This window comes from Winogradskyella sp. HaHa_3_26 (assembly GCF_019278425.1).
Lineage (GTDB): Bacteria > Bacteroidota > Bacteroidia > Flavobacteriales > Flavobacteriaceae > Winogradskyella > Winogradskyella undariae.
Window position 1 is genome coordinate 850,697 of record NZ_CP058981.1, and the last position, 18,093, is coordinate 868,789.

General features: G+C 30.3%; 17 protein-coding genes. 8 read left to right on the forward strand and 9 right to left on the reverse strand.

Translation table 11 applies throughout. The annotated features are described in order from the left end of the window. The first annotated feature begins 42 nt into the window (after window positions 1-42). The 6 genes from trpC (at window position 43) to H0I32_RS03755 (ending at window position 5,858) form a co-directional block, all read left to right on the forward strand. Window positions 43-828, forward strand: a complete 786-nt coding sequence (gene trpC, locus H0I32_RS03730; protein WP_173588903.1) for an indole-3-glycerol phosphate synthase TrpC — start codon at window positions 43-45, stop codon at window positions 826-828. Between the two features lie 127 nt (window positions 829-955). Then, window positions 956-1,609 carry a phosphoribosylanthranilate isomerase gene (locus H0I32_RS03735; protein ID WP_179314623.1) on the forward strand — a complete coding sequence of 218 codons (654 nt, stop codon included), beginning with the start codon at window positions 956-958 and terminating at the stop codon, window positions 1,607-1,609. Window positions 1,610-1,882: 273 nt separating this feature from the next. Continuing rightward, complete coding sequence (trpB, locus tag H0I32_RS03740; protein ID WP_173588905.1) at window positions 1,883-3,064, forward strand: tryptophan synthase subunit beta; 1,182 nt, start codon at window positions 1,883-1,885, stop codon at window positions 3,062-3,064. Window positions 3,065-3,296: 232 nt separating this feature from the next. Next, a complete protein-coding gene (locus H0I32_RS03745; protein WP_179314624.1) occupies window positions 3,297-3,980 on the forward strand; it encodes a cell division ATP-binding protein FtsE in 684 nt (227 codons plus the stop codon). Window positions 3,981-4,041: 61 nt separating this feature from the next. Next, a complete protein-coding gene (locus H0I32_RS03750) occupies window positions 4,042-4,923 on the forward strand; it encodes a glycosyltransferase family 2 protein (protein WP_179314625.1) in 882 nt (293 codons plus the stop codon). Beyond that, window positions 4,920-5,858, forward strand: coding sequence for a glycosyltransferase family 2 protein (locus H0I32_RS03755; RefSeq protein WP_179314626.1), 939 nt, complete (start codon window positions 4,920-4,922; stop codon window positions 5,856-5,858). Before H0I32_RS03750 ends, H0I32_RS03755 begins: the two co-directional genes overlap by 4 nt. Here the strand turns inward: H0I32_RS03755 and H0I32_RS03760 are convergent. Both H0I32_RS03760 and H0I32_RS03765 read right to left on the reverse strand, forming a co-directional pair. After that, window positions 5,844-6,254 (reverse strand): sugar 3,4-ketoisomerase, encoded by a 411-nt coding sequence (locus H0I32_RS03760; RefSeq protein WP_179314627.1) that lies wholly within the window; start codon window positions 6,252-6,254, stop codon window positions 5,844-5,846. The genes H0I32_RS03755 and H0I32_RS03760 overlap by 15 nt on opposite strands. Further along, window positions 6,247-7,341: a glycosyltransferase gene (locus tag H0I32_RS03765; protein WP_179314628.1), complete on the reverse strand. Its 1,095-nt coding sequence runs from the start codon at window positions 7,339-7,341 to the stop codon at window positions 6,247-6,249. The genes H0I32_RS03760 and H0I32_RS03765 overlap by 8 nt, the downstream gene beginning before the upstream one ends. A 36-nt stretch (window positions 7,342-7,377) precedes the next feature. Between H0I32_RS03765 and H0I32_RS03770 the strand changes: the two genes are divergently transcribed. Next, the gene (locus H0I32_RS03770) at window positions 7,378-8,523 is read left to right on the forward strand and encodes a glycosyltransferase (protein WP_179314629.1); all 1,146 of its coding nucleotides are present in this window, start codon (window positions 7,378-7,380) and stop codon (window positions 8,521-8,523) included. Between the two features lie 3 nt (window positions 8,524-8,526). On the opposite strand, the gene H0I32_RS03775 is transcribed toward H0I32_RS03770, so the two are convergent. The 7 genes from H0I32_RS03775 to typA all read right to left on the reverse strand — a co-directional run bounded on the left by H0I32_RS03775 (window position 8,527) and on the right by typA (window position 17,501). Further along, the gene (locus H0I32_RS03775; protein WP_173588912.1) at window positions 8,527-9,810 is read right to left on the reverse strand and encodes an O-antigen translocase; all 1,284 of its coding nucleotides are present in this window, start codon (window positions 9,808-9,810) and stop codon (window positions 8,527-8,529) included. Between the two features lie 10 nt (window positions 9,811-9,820). After that, window positions 9,821-11,131, reverse strand: a complete 1,311-nt coding sequence (locus tag H0I32_RS03780) for an O-antigen translocase (RefSeq protein WP_179314630.1) — start codon at window positions 11,129-11,131, stop codon at window positions 9,821-9,823. After that, window positions 11,132-12,232, reverse strand: a complete 1,101-nt coding sequence (locus H0I32_RS03785; protein ID WP_179314631.1) for a DegT/DnrJ/EryC1/StrS family aminotransferase — start codon at window positions 12,230-12,232, stop codon at window positions 11,132-11,134. Further along, entirely contained in the window at window positions 12,229-13,206 is a 978-nt protein-coding gene (locus H0I32_RS03790) for a GNAT family N-acetyltransferase (protein WP_179314632.1), read from the reverse strand. The genes H0I32_RS03785 and H0I32_RS03790 overlap by 4 nt, the downstream gene beginning before the upstream one ends. A 15-nt stretch (window positions 13,207-13,221) precedes the next feature. Then, complete coding sequence (locus tag H0I32_RS03795; protein ID WP_179314633.1) at window positions 13,222-14,130, reverse strand: hypothetical protein; 909 nt, start codon at window positions 14,128-14,130, stop codon at window positions 13,222-13,224. Between the two features lie 2 nt (window positions 14,131-14,132). Next, window positions 14,133-15,578, reverse strand: a complete 1,446-nt coding sequence (locus H0I32_RS03800) for an MBOAT family O-acyltransferase (protein ID WP_179314634.1) — start codon at window positions 15,576-15,578, stop codon at window positions 14,133-14,135. Between the two features lie 126 nt (window positions 15,579-15,704). Then, window positions 15,705-17,501, reverse strand: a complete 1,797-nt coding sequence (typA, locus tag H0I32_RS03805; protein ID WP_179314635.1) for a translational GTPase TypA — start codon at window positions 17,499-17,501, stop codon at window positions 15,705-15,707. A 228-nt stretch (window positions 17,502-17,729) separates the two neighbouring features. Between typA and H0I32_RS03810 the strand changes: the two genes are divergently transcribed. Next, window positions 17,730-18,089: a hypothetical protein gene (locus tag H0I32_RS03810; protein WP_173588919.1), complete on the forward strand. Its 360-nt coding sequence runs from the start codon at window positions 17,730-17,732 to the stop codon at window positions 18,087-18,089. Window positions 18,090-18,093 lie beyond the last annotated feature (4 nt).

An 18,093-nucleotide genomic window follows, 5' to 3' on the forward strand; every position in this document is an offset into this window, starting at 1 on the left:
CAGAATAAAAAATAAAAAGTTAACCTCATAGAGGAAAAGAACATGAACATTCTAGATAAAATTGTATTCGACAAACGTAAAGAAGTTAATTTACGTAAATCATTGATTCCTATTAAACAATTAGAACAGTCTATATTGTTTTCACGAGCAACGTTTTCTTTAGCTGCTAATTTAAGAAACAGCACATCAGGAATTATAGCAGAACATAAAAGGCGTTCACCTTCAAAATCTGTTATTAATCAAAACTTAAATGTACAAGATGTAGCATCTGGTTATGAAAATGCTGGTGTTTGTGGAATGTCTGTTTTAACAGATGCAAAATATTTTGGCGGCTCTTTAGACGATTTATTATTAGCAAGAGCAAGTTCTAATTTACCGCTTTTAAGAAAAGAATTTATTATTGATGAATACCAAATTCTTGAAGCTAAAGCTTACGGTGCCGATGTCATTTTGCTAATTGCAGCAATCTTAACAAGAGCTGAAATTAAACAGTTTTCAGAATTTGCAAAACACTTAAACCTTGATGTTTTATTAGAAGTTCATAACGAAGAAGAATTACACAAATCTATAATGCCATCGTTAGATATGCTTGGCGTAAACAATAGAAATCTTAAAACTTTTGAAGTCTGTTTAGATACTTCAAAACAATTAAGTCAATTAATCCCTAATGATTTTGTAAAGGTTTCTGAATCTGGAATTAGCTCTATAGAAGCCATTAAAGAATTACAACCTTTTGGTTATAAAGGTTTTTTAATTGGAGAGAATTTTATGAAAACAGATGACCCAGGAAAAAGTGCTACAACATTTATTGAAACATTAAATAAGTAATAATCGTCACTTCGAGTGATTTTAGAAGTACGAAAAAATGATATCAAGAAGAAATAAATAGATTACTGCTTTGGTAAGAATAACAAAAATATAAAGTGTGGTGAAATTCCCGCTTTTGCTAGAATATATGAAACTAAAAATTTGCGGAATGAAATATAAAGACAACCTAGAAGCTGTTGCTAATTTGCAACCCGATTATCTAGGCTTTATATTTTACGAAAAATCAAAACGTAACTTTGATAGTTTTATCCCAAAATTATCAAAATCTATAAAAAAGACAGGTGTTTTTGTCAATGAATCATTAGATGTTGTTATTGAAAAAGTAAAAGAATTCGATTTACAAGCCGTACAATTACATGGTGAAGAATCCCCTGAATATTGTTCTAAATTGAAAGAAAATTGTCAGACTGAACATGGTCTAAGTGACATTGAAATCATCAAAGTTTTCAGTATTAAAGACGAATTCAACTTTAAAGATTTAGCACCTTATGAAACAGTCTGTGATTATTTTCTGTTTGACACTAAAGGAAAATTACCAGGTGGAAATGGTTACACCTTTAACTGGGATGTGCTTAAAAACTATCCTTCAACCAAACCTTATTTTTTAAGCGGTGGTATTGGATTAAATGAAGTTGAAAACGTTTTGTCATTCCTACAAAGCCAGGAATCTAAGCTTTGTTATGCCATCGATGTTAACAGTAAATTTGAACTAGAACCAGGATTGAAGAATATTGAAGGTTTGAAATTATTTAAAGAGAAGTTAGAAGTTAGAAAAATATAAATTGGGAAGAAAACAAAATTTAGTAAAAAGTAATGTCCCAAATTCCGACAGTGTCGGAAACATCAAAATTCAGAAATAATGAGCGAAAGAACGCAGATGCTAGGCGCAGCCTCAAGCACGAAGTTCTAAAAGTGAATGTCGCTTTTAGCGATTTCCTAATTTTGATTGTGATTTTTGGTTCGTTTGCATCAAGGCAAATGAACAAAAAGAAAAAAGAAACAGATTGCCATATCACGTAAAAACGTGATTAGCAATGACGATAATAAAACAATCATGAGTTACAAAATCAACGAAAAAGGATACTATGGAGAATTCGGCGGCGCATACATCCCTGAAATGCTTTATCCAAACGTAGAAGAATTACGTCAAAATTATTTAAAAATCATGGCTGAACCTTCTTTCCAAGAAGAGTTTAATCAACTTTTAAAAGATTATGTGGGGCGTCCTTCACCCCTCTATTTTGCAAAACGACTTTCCGAAAAATATAATACAAAAGTCTATTTAAAACGAGAAGACCTCAACCATACTGGAGCGCACAAAATCAATAATACTATTGGGCAAATCCTTATGGCAAAACGTCTGGGTAAAAACAGAATTATTGCCGAAACCGGCGCTGGTCAACATGGTGTTGCAACAGCAACCGTTTGTGCTTTAACAGGTATTGAGTGTGTAGTTTATATGGGAGAAATTGACATTGCACGCCAAGCACCAAATGTTGCGAGAATGAAAATGTTAGGCGCTAAAGTGGTACCTGCTTTATCAGGAAGTCGAACTTTAAAAGATGCCACCAATGAAGCTATTAGAGATTGGATTAACAACCCTGTTGACACCCATTACATTATTGGTTCAGCTATTGGCCCGCACCCTTATCCAGATATGGTAACTCAATTTCAGTCTATAATTTCCGAAGAAATAAAGTGGCAATTAAAAGAAAAAGAAGGTAAAGAAAACCCTGATTACGTTGTGGCATGTATCGGTGGCGGAAGTAATGCTGCAGGAACGTATCATCACTTTTTAGATAATGAAGATGTCGGTATCATTGCTGTAGAAGCTGCAGGAAAAGGAATTCATTCTGGTGAAAGCGCTGCAACTTCTGTATTAGGAAAAGAAGGGATTATTCACGGTTGTAAAACCTTGTTAATGCAAACCAATGACGGACAAATTACTGAGCCCTACTCTATTTCCGCAGGATTAGATTACCCAGGTGTTGGTCCTTTACATTCGCATTTATATAAAACAGGTCGTGGTGAATTTTATTCAGCTACAGATGATGAAGCCATGAATTCTGGCTTAGAATTAACCCAATTGGAAGGTATTATTCCGGCTATTGAAAGCTCTCATGCCCTAGCTATTTTTAAACATAAAACTTTTAAACCTAACGATGTTGTAGTAATTAGCTTGTCTGGTCGTGGTGATAAAGATTTACAGAATTATATTGATTATTTTAAGCTTTAAAATATTTTGGGCGTTCCATTTTACCATCCTACAAGCTAAAACTTGAAGAATGGTAAAATGTCAGGCTTTCCACTATATCTTTTTATTTTTTTTCATTTCTATTGCATTAAATAAAAAACAAAAAGGATGCCGCTTCAATCCTTAACGCAAATTAAGGAATTAAGAATTTAAGTTTTGCATTTGAAATTTTAAGCAATACATTTACAGTGACCAATTTATTTATATCTACAATATGTCCGAAACGGTTTTAGAACTTAAAGATGCTACTATTTATCAAGGTGACAGTATGGTACTGTCTAAGGTAAACTTTGAAATGAAAAAAGGAGATTTCGTTTACCTTATTGGTAAAACCGGAAGCGGAAAAAGTAGTTTTATGAAAACACTTTATGGGGATTTAGAATTAACAGAAGGCGAAGGTTCTATTGTTGATTTTGACTTAAGAACCATGAAAGAGAAAGACATTCCGTTTTTAAGAAGACGATTAGGTGTTGTTTTTCAAGATTTTAAATTATTACCAGACCGTACGATTAACGGAAATTTAGAATTTGTTTTAAAAGCAACAGGTTGGAAAGAAAAAGACAAAATTAAAGACCGCGTAGCAACCGTATTAGACAAGGTTGCTATGAAAACAAAAGGCTTTAAATATCCACACGAACTTTCTGGTGGAGAACAACAGCGTATTGCTATTGCTCGTGCTTTATTAAATGACCCTGAGCTTATTTTAGCTGATGAGCCTACCGGAAATTTAGATCCACAAACTAGTATTGAGGTAATGGAGGTGCTACAAGAAATTAATAAAAACGGAAATACCATTTTAATGGCAACTCACGATTACGCTTTACTTTTAAAATACCCAAGTAAAACTTTAAAGTGTGATGAAAACAAGGTTTTTGAAGTGGTGCAACGTAAAAATTAAGTACAACTATATTAAGGCTTAAAAGTCTAAACTGTTATTGTTGCAACAAAGAGAGACTCACATGTTATCTATACTTATACCCGTTCACAATTACGATGTACAGCCATTGGCTGAAGAAATTCATCAACAAGCAACATCTTGTAAAATTGTATTTGAAATTATAATTATAGACGATTTTTCTACTCAAATTCCATTTGATATTGATCACGTTAAGCAGTTATCAAATATTAAATTAATCTTTAATAAGCAAAATATAGGACGAAGTGCTATTCGTAATTTATTAGCAACAGAAGCAACCTACGAAAACTTATTGTTTATTGACGCGGGTACTTTTCCTAAGTCAGAAAAATTCATTTCAAACTATCTAAATACCTTAGAACACAACATAACTGTTGGTGGTATGACTCAAAAAGCATCAGTACCAAAGAAGCCTTATAAATTAAGGTGGCTCTATACCAAAAAGAGAGAAGCTTGTTCTTTTGATGATAAAAACCACAATCCAACATTTACTTCGGCTAACTTTTTAATTAAAAAATCGATTTTAAAATCTCATCCTTTTGATGAAAGTATAAAAAGATATGGGTTTGAAGATTTTATATTTTTCAATAATTTAAAAATTAATGGGTATCATCTAAATTTCATCAATAATCCGGTAATCCATGATGCAAAAGAAGATGCTAATACATATCTTGTAAAAACCGAAGATGGACTTAAAAATTTAGTGTTATTATCAAATAAAAACAAGGATTTAATTCGTGACATAAAAATAGTAGCTGCACATACTAAAATAAAGACACTCGGTTTAAGTTCTTTAGTTATCCTTATTTATAATATAATTAAACCCATTTTAATCAAAAATTTCAACTCATCACATCCTTCGCTATTATTATTCGATTTTTATAAATTGGGCTATTATTGCACATTAATCTCTCATAAAAAATGACACCATTTTTTTCTGTTATAATCCCTTTATATAATAAGGCTAAATTTATAGAAGAAACACTTCAAAGTGTCATTAACCAAGACTTCTTAGATTTTGAAATTATTATTGTTGATGATGGTTCTACAGATCAAAGTATTGATATCGTTAAACAATTTAAGGATTCAAGAATTATATTAATTCAACAAGAAAACAAAGGCGTTTCTGAAGCTAGAAATAATGGAATATCTATTGCTAAAGGACAATTTATCGCTTTAATAGACGCAGATGATTATTGGTATAAGAATCATCTTAATGTATTAAAACAGCAAATAACTCAATTTCCAAATGCGGGATTGTATTGTAATAATTACGAAATTTATCTCGATAAAAACACCAAACGAGATGCTAATTTCAACTTTAATTATGGTACGGACAGCCTAATTGTTAAAGACTTTTTTAGAGGAAATATTATTAACTCAATTGCATGGACATCAGCGGTAGCTTTTTCTAAAGATAAATTTGATGCTGTTGGCGGATTCAATATTAATTTAGATACTTCTGAAGATTTAGATTTATGGATAAAGTTTGCTTTAAAGTATGAGGTCAGTTTTAATCCGACTATAACAATGGCATATAAATATTATATACCTGATAGCTTAACAAAGAAAGAAACCAATTTAATACGTCTAAATTTTATTAATAGTTACAGAAAAGAAGAAGAGAATAACAGTGCCTTAAAGCACTATCTGGACATTAACAGATATGCCTTAGCTATTAGATGTAAAGTTTTAAAAGAATTTAATATTTATAAAACTGCGAAGCAGCAGATTTTACTTTCAAATTTAAATTTCAAACAAAAGCTGCTTCTCTATTCACCGAGAATTATACTTGTAGTATTAAAAAAAATTCAAACAACATTAATCAAAAAAAACATTTACGTTTCAGCTTTTAAATAATTTAAAATCTTTATAATCTCTAATATAATCTTGCTCTTCAAATTCCGTAGAAGCAATCACAAAGCAAACTGAACCCGAAGAAAAATTTTCAATTTCTCGCCATATTCCTGTTGGTATATACAATGCTTGGTTAGGTTTATTTAAGGTAATGCGTTTTCTGTTTTTACCATCATCAAAAACAACTTCAAAACTACCACTAAGCGCTATTATTACAGATTCTTGTTTTTTATGTGCATGTCCTCCTCTGTAACTATCGCTAGGCACATCGTATAGATAATAGATGCGTTTCATAGAAAATGGAATTATAGTTTTCTCTATAACACCAAGGCTTCCACGTTCATCATGAACTTTAGGTATCTTTAATAATTGACAATCTTCTACAGTCTTTCTACTCATTTTCTAATAATTTTTGCCATCCTTTAGCAATGACACTAACGTCTAAATGCTTAACACTAGAAATTGCATTTTCTTTACACTTTTTATATAAATCTTTATCACTCAAAAAAGAAGTAAAAGCATTAGATACGGCTTCTGGTGTATTATTCTCTATTAATATACCATTAATATTATTCTGAATAACCTCACTTGGGCCAGACGGGCAATTTACAGAAACAACAGGTGTACCACAAGCAAGAGATTCTATAATACTCATCGGAAATCCTTCGTAATTACTTGTTAAAACTGTAAATAAAGCATCTTTCACAAAAGGAAAAGGTTGTGGTTGGTAATCCATAAAAATTACATCATTTTCTAAAGAATATTGAGAAACCAATTGCTTAATTAAAGCCTTGTCATCTCCTTTACCCATTAAAACAAGCTTGATATCTTGAGCTCTAAGATTAGATAATTTATAACTTTCTATTAATAAAGTTAGGTTTTTGGCAACTTCTTCAAATCTTCCAAAATAAAGAATATACTTATAATCTAATGTTTTTATATTGCTATTAGATTTAGCTGTAATCTCATTTATATTAATCGGATTATGCATGTAATCAACATTTTTAAACCCGTACATTTCCTTTACGTTTTCCTTTATTTTTTTGCTCACACCAATAAATGTGGTAGTCTCTGGATATATGATTTTTGACATATATTTATTTACAGGAAAATAATTTTCTACCTTATAGTTATGCACCATTCCTATAATTTTAGAACCGTTATAAAATGATCTGTACATAATTAACTCTTTGAGAAATTGTGTTCTCAGTCTGTTATCTATAATAATATCAAATTTTTGTTTTTTGAAATACCGTGATAAAGCTATTAATTTACTTATTGAACTATCACTTTTTTTCGCTTCTTTTTCTAAATTAAAAAGAGTTCCTGAAAAATCATATTCTACAGCATCATGCGTAATAACAATATGAATATCATAACCTAAACTGGTAAGAATATTAGAAAGAGATGCACCAAAACGCTCTGTACCACCATTACTTAAAGAAGATAAAACAATACAAATTTTTAAAGTGTTAAGATTAGCCATTAATTAATACCTTTGAAACAAATGTAATTATTAATAATGAAAATCTTACTCATTGGAGAGTATAATAGAGCTCACAGAAACATAAAAAAAGGTTTAGAATCTTTGGGGCACAAGGCTATTGTAGTAAGTACTACTGATGGTTTTAAAAAAGTAGATGTTGATATAGAAATTAAAGAATATTTTAACTCTCCAATACTCAATAAGGTTCGTGTTTTAATTTTTAAACTCACTAAAATTAACCTCTTATCAGAATTAATATTACAGCAAATAAAATCGAAAAAAAAGGAACTTTCAAGCTACGATATCATTCAATTAATAAATGAATCTCCTTTTAATATTGAAGCAAAGAGTCATATAAAAATTTTAAAATGGCTACAACAATGGAACAATGCCAAACTCTTTTTATTATCATGCGGGTTAGATTATCCTAGTGTATCTTACGCTCACGATAAGCGTTTTAGATATTCTATTTTAACGCCTTATTTTGAAGGTAAAGTTCCTGAAAAAGATCACTCTTTAGGTCTTAGATACATGAGTCCAAGCTTTAAAGTGCTAAATCGGTATGTCTATCAAAAAATTGAAGGTGTCATCTCTAACGATATGGATTATTACATTCCTTTAGAAGGACATCCAAAGCATTTAGGAATGATTCCTCATGCTATTGACTTAAGTGAGTTAACTTACAAAACGCCTATTATTGAAGATAAAATAATTATTTTTCACGGCATTAATACTGCTAATTATTACAAAAAAGGAAATGATCTTTTTGAAGCCGCTTTAGCTATTATAGCGCATAAATATGAGGATAAAGTAGAAATTATTATTGCACAAGACCTACCGTACAAAGACTACATTAAAAGTTTTGACAAAGCACATATTTTATTAGACCAGGTTTATGCCTATGACCAAGGTTACAATGCTTTAGAAGCCATGGCTAAAGGAAAAGTCGTCCTTACTGGAGCAGAACAAGAATGGTTAGACTATTTTAATATAAAGGAAGACACTATTGCTATAAATGCTTTACCTGATGCTGAAAAAATTACACAAAAGTTAGAATGGTTAATCCTGAATCCTGAGAAAATAATTGAAATATCTACACAAGGACGAAAATTTGTAGAAGAGCACCATGATCATATAGCTTGCGCCAAACAATATTTAAAAATATGGAGTTCTAACTCTTAAATCTTATTCACTTTTATTAGAACTATAATAACTTTTAATAACAAAAGCTACCACTATAAAGTAAATGATATAACGTACAAAATGTGCCATTACAACACCTTCTGTTCCATAATATGGAATAAATATTTTTGATAACACAAAAAATACTCCTAGAGAAATTATTTCAGTTATTACAAAACTCTTCACCAAACGCTTGGCTAAAAATTGATGAGATAATACTAATGCTCCCAATCTAATAAAATCTCCTAACAACTGCCATTTAAATAAAGGCTCCATGCCTGTAAACTCGGGATATATAATTTGAATTATAAAGTCTCTAAGGAAATAAACCAGAATCATTCCTAACCCAAAAATGGGTAAAATGGTCTTGTAAATATTAAACACTTCAATTTTAAAATCGTGCTTATTGTGTATACTCGCAAACTTAGGTAAAACGTATAGTGTAAATAGACCTGTGGCAAATACCATATAATTTTTTGAAATAAAAGTAACAGCTGTCCAATAACCAGCTTCATTAATATTAATTTCTTCGGACACTAAAGTTCTAATATTAAGCTCGATGTAATTCAACAAAAAGGTTGAAATAAAAGACATTAATGTAAATGCTAATAGTTTGTTTTTATAAATTAAATTAAGTTTTAACGACTTGAATTTCACATACGTTTTTAAGGTATTTCCAAATACAAAAGCCAAAACAATGAGTTGAATAACAGGGGCTATAATTATAGCAATTAGCACTCCATTTAACTCTGAAGAATAAACACCAATAATTAGCGCAACAGTTGCTAAAAGGTAACTTATTAATTCAACCTTAGCATAACGTTTATAATCAGACAGTCCACTAATTACAGCATTTACAATACGACCAATCGCTACGAAAGGAATAACGACTGACAAAAGTTGAAATACAAAAATATAATCTTGAGAATCGTAGAGGTAATCAGATAGAAATGACGCTCCAAAAAATAATACTGCCGAAGACGTTAGCGAACCAATGATTCCAAAAACAGTAACGGTAGAAAATATTTTAGAAAGCTCTGGCTGATCTGTTTTAAATTCAGACATGTATTTTACAACGCCATTAAACGTACCTAAAGTAGAAGTACTTGTAACCATCGCTATAACATTTCTTAACTGACCGATACTTGCAATACCTGCTTCACCTACTGTAACAGCCAATAAACGCTGTATAAAGGCAGAAACAATTAAACGGATTGTAATAACAACCGCATTGAGAGAGGTAATCTTAAGAACTAAATTATTGCTAATAAATTTGGGGAGCTTCACGTTTCTATTTTTAATAATCTTCTATACCTTCTTCTGAAATAACACCAAACAAAGAACTACTAAATAGTAATAAAATTATACCTAGGTACATAAAATAGCTTAAACAATGTCCCATCACAGCTCCTTTAAGTCCAAATTCATCTATAAGATAAATACTAGAAAAATACATGATAACAAATAAGAATACTTCTAGAACTATAAAATGAGCAAACATCTTTTTAGCCAAAAACTGATACGCAATTACCATAGAAAGTACACGAGCAATATCACCTAATATTTGATAGCCAAACAAATCTTCAACTTGTCTAAAGTCTTCCGTAAACAATATATTTACAAGTATTGACCTACTGATATAAATAATAAAAAGTAAAACTAAAAAAGCAGGCATCATGGTTTTATAAAAGCTAAAAACTTCTTTTCTGAATTCTAATTTTGAATTAATTTCTGAAAATCGAGGTAAAATATATAATGCAACTAATGAGTTAAAAAACATTAGATAATAATCTGAAACACGGGTCATAGCTGTCCAATTACCTGCAGAATTGATTCCTATTTTATCAATAAGATAATTTCTAATCATAATCATTACTATTGGAAGCGCAATAGCACTAACCAATGCCATTATCATATAAGGACTTAATTTATTTAAAACAGACAGACTAATTTTTGTGATTTTAACAGATGCCATTAAATTTCTCCTAAATGCAATACCAACGATAGTAATTAGTAAATTAAGAGCCGGTGTAATTACTATTGCTAATAATGCACCATCAATATTTTCTTGACGTATTAAAAGTAAGGTTATTAAAATCCCAACAACCTGCCCAAGAATATTAATAAGCAGTAAATTTTTATATTTAGAAAATCCATTCATAATGGAAAATGTAAACATATTTAATGCATAAAAAGGCAAAATGATTGCTAGTGTTTCAATCACATATACATAATTATAGTTTTGAGTAAAAAGGATATTATTAATAAAATCTGCATTATAGTAACATAGAAATGCTAAAAACACCGAAGAGAAAAAACCTAAATAAAATACGGTTGATAATATTTTTGTGAGCTCAACACTATCATTTTTTACTTGACTAATAAATTTCACAACACCTTTGTAAAGGCCTGAAATAGACAATGATTGTAAGGCACGTAAAAAATTACGCAAATTTCCTATAAGCGCCATTCCATGAGGCCCGATATAAATAGCTATAAATTTAGAAATTAAAATACCAGCTATAATTTTAATACTAATGTTAGCCATATTTAAATTGGCTGCTTTTACTAAAACTTGGCTGTTTATATAATTAAAAAACTTTTTCAATTAGTAGTTATTTATAACGTCTATAACTGTCTGAACTTCGTCATCATTCAACACAGGACTGATAGGTAAACTTATTATTCTTTTATGAATCTTCTCCGTTAACATAAGATTAAAATGAGAAAAGGATTCTAAAGCCTCTTGCTTATGAGGAGGAATAGGATAATGAATTAACCATTCAATTTTATGTTCTGTAAGGTAGTCCGTAAAATCCGTTCTATTATCAACTTCTACAACAAAAGCATAAAATATATGATTTTTGGAACCATCATAAAAAGGTATTTTTATTTTTGAATTTTTAATCCCCTTTAAATAACTCTTTGCAATTATTCTGCGACGTTGATTATCTTTATCTAAAGTCTTTAGTTTAATACTTAGAAAAGCCGCTTGCATATCATCTAAACGACTATTGTAACCTATAATTTTGTTAGTGTATTTTTTTTCACTTCCGTAGTTACGCAGTAATTTAATGACCGCTACTAATTCAGAATCATTAGTGGTTACAGCACCTCCATCTCCAAGTGCACCTAGATTTTTACTGGGATAAAAGCTAAATGCTGCTGCATCTGAAAGATTTCCGGCTTTACAAGCATTAAAACTAGAAATAGCGCCATGTGCTTGTGCTGCATCTTCTATTAAAAGTAAATTAAAATCTTTTGCGACATGCTGCAAGCCTTCTGCATTTGCTAATTGCCCATAAAGATGCACCATAATAATCGCTTTAGCATCGATGTAAATAGATTTGTCTTCTGCTATAGATATATTATAAGTATCGGCATTAGGCTCTACTAAAACAGGAACTAGTTCTGCATGTAAAACGGACAAAATAGTTGCTATAAATGTATTTGCAGGTACAATTACTTTATCTCCTTTCTTTAATTTACCAAGCTCTATATAGCCTTTTAATATTAAGGTTAATGCATCCAAGCCGTTAGCTGTACCAACACAAAATTTAGTACCACAATACGCACTGAACTCATTTTCGAAGTTAGTTACGTTTTTACCCAGAACAAAATAGGCATCATCTAGAGATTTAGAGAATGAAGTCTTAAATTCATCTCGAAAACGATTATTGATTTTATGTATATCTAAAAACTTAATCATATTAATATATCCTCTAACAATTTATAATTCTCTGTTATTATATTATAAAACCCTTGTGGAATAGAGCGTGCACCAAAACCTTCTTTCCAAAATAATAAACCTTGGTTTATTTGTTGTCCTTGATTAATGTTAGACGTTCCAAAATCATAATATAACTTATCCTTAAATATATTTTCTATAAGATGATGATGTAAAAAATCTAAACTTCCTAATTCATTTTTATCTGCATTACCCGAAATATATTGACAATGCGCTACATTTTTGGTTTCAAAAATAGTGGTTCCCGCAACTATTTTATCATTAACGTATACGTTAAACTGTCTAATATTATTTGGAAACCGCGATTTTAAAAGTGTTATTTCTTCTAAATTATGAACAGGTTTTACCCCGTGTTTATGTTCTAAATTTGGAATTAAAATTTCATTCCAAAACAAATCACATGTTAGAGACTCTTCAACTTTTAATTCAAACTTATTCGCTCTTTTAACGCCTTCTTTCCTACTATTAGAATACTTTTTATATTTTAAATCTACAACCGAATGTAAATCTGTTCTAATCAATTCAGCCTTAGTTTTAAATAACACATACGCTATAGGATGATTAGTTATGTTGTGTAAATATATAACAGGAAGCTCCTTAAAAGTGATATTAGTAATTTCATTTTGATGTAAAAACTCTAAGGCAACCCTAAATAACTCTATATATTCTGTGGTTTTAATTGTGTTTAGACATATAAAGCCACCATAACTCAACCCTTGATGAGAATATAAAGAATGCTCCACTCTATTTGCTGGTAATAAAGCAACGAGCTTATTTTTTTTATAAATTATTAGAGAAAAATCTTGAAACCGATCACTATGGTAATCCATAAAATCTCTTTGAAACAAAAAGGTATCTTGGTTACTTTTTAGCGAAAAATTATTCCAGATTTCTTTATCTGAAGAGTTATATATTTTGACTTTATAATCTGACATCAATCAAAAATAATTCTAATTTTGAATTAAGCGATCAATGAGTGAAGAAAATTTCTTAGATCCTTTTTTATTGAGGTGATCTGCATCGTAAAAATCCTCTGCGGTAAACGCTTCATCATCCATAAAATTATAATAAGTACAGTTTTTATACTTATTATTCATTTTTTTACCTGTGTTAATAATCGTTTCTAATTGAGAATCATTTAAATTATCCCTATAACTTTTATACGCAGGTAAGGTAACTATAACTACTTTGACACCTTTATCGTCACATAATTGAACTAGCTTATCTAAAAAAAGTATATTCTCATTGACTAAAGCATCAGATGCTATTGTATGTTTTTTTGCCGCATATAATCCTAAATCATCTATTGTTCCGTTTGCATGTTCATTTTCAAAAAAGGCCCAACCCGACTTTTTTACGGTTATCATTTTCTCATCATTTAAATAATATGCTTTAAGTTGAGATAAGTTATTTTTAAGCTTTACACTTAAAACTTCACTTTTATATTTTAATTTATTAGAGACATTTAAATCATAATATAGATTGTAGTCTTTTAATCGCCATGCTTCTGCTCCCACACCTAATTGTTCGTATAAAGTCGTATATGATAACCTTAGCACTACAGTTTCTAACTCTGGTAATATTTTAATATACTTTTTAAGCATTAGATAATCGAAATCTATGGTTTCTGAAACATGACCCAAATTATAAGCTCTTTGCGTGAAATATTCAGGATTCATACCATACATACTGTGTGAACTTCCTAAGATTAAGGTTTTAACATCATCCTTTTGCAATTCTATTTCAGAATTTTTAAATCTATAATCATTGGGAATATGTCTTAAAGTTATTTCTAATATTACAATAAGAATTAAAATAGGAATTAAGAACGCTAAAAACTGTTTTATAAATTTTTTCATACCTAGAATTGAAAGTAGATAAACTGTTGTTCTTCTCCATTAAAGTAAAATATTAAAAATACAATTGTATAATAAAACATTACTCTATAAGATCGTTTCGATTTATTAAATATGTTTTCAAGCGCATGCTCTTTATCTCTCCCAAACCATTCTACAACAAACGAAAATAGGATTAGTACAAACAATACTAAAGCTTGACTATTGCTAGAAAATTGTGGCAATTGAAACAAGGTTACAGAAAACAAGTTCTTCAAATAATCTACTGCAATAGTTAATGAGTCTGCTCTAAAAAATATACGCGCAAAAATTAAAAACAAGAATGTATGAAACATCCCAAAAAGTTCTTTCTTATTTGGAAACAGACGATTCTCAGCTACAATTGAAGTATATTTTGTGTTCTTTCCTCTAATAATATAGGGTACAAAATGTAAGGCATTTATTAATCCGTAAACTACAAATTTCCAATGTGCTCCATGCCATAAACCAATAACCATAAAAATGGCAAAGGTGTTTCTTAATTGCATCCATTTACTTCCTCTACTTCCTCCTATCGGAATGTAAAAATAATCTTTAAACCAAGTGGTTAAGGAGATATGCCAATGCCTCCAAAATTCGGCTATATTTCTTGCAAAATAAGGATATGCAAAATTCTTCTTCAAATTAAAACCAAACAATCTTGAGACACCAATTGCAATATCTGAATATCCTGAAAAATCACAATAGATCTGAATAGAAAAGAGAAAAGCAGCTAAAAACAATGTACTTCCCGAGTAATCGCCATAATTCTCAAAAACATCATTCACAAAAAATGCACAATTATCTGCAATAACCATTTTCTTAAAAAGTCCCCAAAGAATCTGTTTTAGTCCATCGGTTGCTTTTGTATAATCAAAAACTCTTCGTTTCTGTATTTGAGGTAAAAAGTTTGATGCCCTCTCAATAGGACCAGCCACCAATTGTGGGAAGAAGCAGATAAAAGACGCAAATGCAATAATATCTTTTGTAGGCTTTATTTTACCGCGATAGATATCTATGGAATAGCTCATGGTTTGAAACGTATAGAAACTAATCCCAATAGGTAAAATGATATTAAGGTAATTGAGATCTATATCTCTTCCGAAAAGCATAAATGCTTCATTAAAATTTTCAATAAAAAAATTATAATATTTAAAGAAGCCAAGGATCCCTAAATTGAGTAAAACACTCAATGTAACCAAGTATTTTTTATGACGCTTTATTAAAGTTTTCTCTATAGCTAAACCAATACAAAAATCAATAAAAGTACTTAGAATTATTAAGCCTAAAAAACGCCAATCCCACCATCCATAGAATACATAACTAGCAATTAACAATAATATATTCTGACTTTTTAATGATTTAAATACAAACCAATAGAGTATAAATATAATAGGAAGGAAAATTGCAAAATCTAAGGAATTGAATAGCATTAATTTGTTTTAATAGAAATAAATCGGTGTAAGATAAAATAGATTGCGTTATAATACTAATAAATAAAAAAAGAGAGATACTTTTCAGTATCTCTCTTTTCAATAATATTTATAAAAAACGTTGATCTAAAACTTGTTACGTTTACGATCTGTTTCTTTTAAGTAAATTTTACGTAATCTTAAGTGATTAGGTGTAACTTCTACATACTCATCTTTCTGAATATATTCTAAAGCTTCTTCTAGAGAGAATTTAATAGCTGGTACAATCTTAGCTTTATCATCTGCTCCAGAACTACGTACATTACTCTGCTTTTTAGCTTTTGTAATGTTTACAGCCATATCATCTTGACGAGAGTTCTCACCAATTACTTGACCTTCATAGATATTTTCACCTGGTTCTACAAAGAACTTACCTCTATCTTGTAATTTATCAATTGAATAAGGGATTGCTGTTCCGTTTTCCATAGAAATTAAAGATCCAGAAATACGTCCAGGAATATCACCTTTTAAAGGTTGGTACTCTTTAAAACGATGTGCCATAATAGCCTCACCTGCAGTAGCTGTTAATAATTGGTTACGTAAACCGATGATACCACGAGAAGGAATCATAAACTCACATACCATACGATCACCTTTAGTAGTCATACTTAATAACTCACCTTTACGCATCGTTACAAACTCTACAGCTTTACCCGATACATTTTCAGGAAGGTCAATTGTTAACTCTTCTATTGGTTCACATTTAACACCATCAATTTCTTTAATGATTACCTGTGGTTGCCCAATTTGTAATTCGTAACCTTCACGACGCATCGTTTCGATTAATACCGATAAGTGTAATACACCACGACCAAAAACCATAAACTTATCTGCAGTAGCAGTTTCACCTAAACGTAAGGCTAAGTTTTTCTCTAATTCTTTTTCTAAACGATCTTTAATGTGACGAGATGTTACAAACTTTCCATCTTTACCGAAGAAAGGTGAATCGTTAATTGTAAACAACATACTCATTGTAGGCTCATCAATAGCAATAGATTTTAAACCTTCTGGGTTTTCTATGTCTGCAATTGTATCTCCAATTTCAAAACCTTCAACACCTACAATAGCACAAATATCTCCTGTTTCAACGCTTTCTACTTTTTTACGGCCTAAACCTTCAAAGATGAAAACTTCTTTTACTCTTGTTTTTGTAATAGAACCATCTCTTTTAACTAAAGAAATTTGTTGTCCTTCTACAATGTTTCCTCTTTGTACTCTACCAATTGCAATACGACCTGTAAAGTTAGAGAAATCTAAAGATGTAATTAACATTTGAGTATTTCCTTCTGGGAAAACAGGTTCTGGAACATGCTCTATAACCATATCTAATAATGGCTCAATATTGTCAGTTTCATTTTTCCAATCATCACTCATCCAGTTGTTCTTAGCAGAACCATAAACTGTTGGGAAATCTAATTGCCACTCTTCAGCACCAAGTTCAAACATTAGATCGAAAACTTTTTCATGTACTTCATCAGGCGTACAGTTTTCTTTATCAACTTTGTTTACAACAACACATGGTTTTAAACCTAAGTCAATCGCTTTTTGTAATACAAAACGTGTTTGTGGCATAGGACCTTCAAAGGCATCTACTAATAACACAACACCATCTGCCATGTTTAAAACACGTTCAACTTCTCCACCGAAATCGGCGTGACCAGGTGTATCAATGATATTTATCTTAGTATCCTTATAAATAACAGAAACGTTTTTAGAAGTAATTGTAATTCCTCTTTCACGTTCTAAATCATTATTATCTAGAATTAAGTCGCCAGTGTTTTCGTTTTCACGAAATAATTGACAATGGTACATGATCTTATCAACCAAAGTCGTTTTTCCGTGGTCAACGTGTGCAATAATTGCGATATTTTTAATCTTAGTCATAACTAGTGCTGATTTTAAGCGTGCAAATGTACATCATAATTTTTTCATTCCGTTAATAATGTGTTATAATTTCGTTTATACAACGACTAAGGCCGTATATTAAGCTAAATAATTGATTTTCAAATTTAATTATGAAGCCATAATAGCACTGATTTTTTAAAATATTGATGTTATTAGTATACATAACTAAAGAAAAAACGTCAATTTCCACCTATAAAAACAAAACAAATGGCAACTCTAAATAAATACACTAAATTTATTCCTTACCTCTATTTTCTCTCGATAATAGTGTATTGGTTTACAAATATTAATCAAACAAGTGGACTCTCTGCTTACCCTATATTATTATTTGGTATTCCATTTGTATGGCAGCTTATTAAGCCTAGTAGAAAGCTAAATTTCTCATTAGGTATTGTTTTTGTTTGTCTATCATCATACCTAATATTAGCATATTTCTTTGATTTATTAAATATTGTTGATTGGACAGAATCTTCGCAAAAACTATTACTATATGGAGGCCTTTTTGTGTTTAGCAACTTTGCTATGTCACTTTGGATGGTTAGAAATAGTATTAGAAAGGAATTTTAGATAA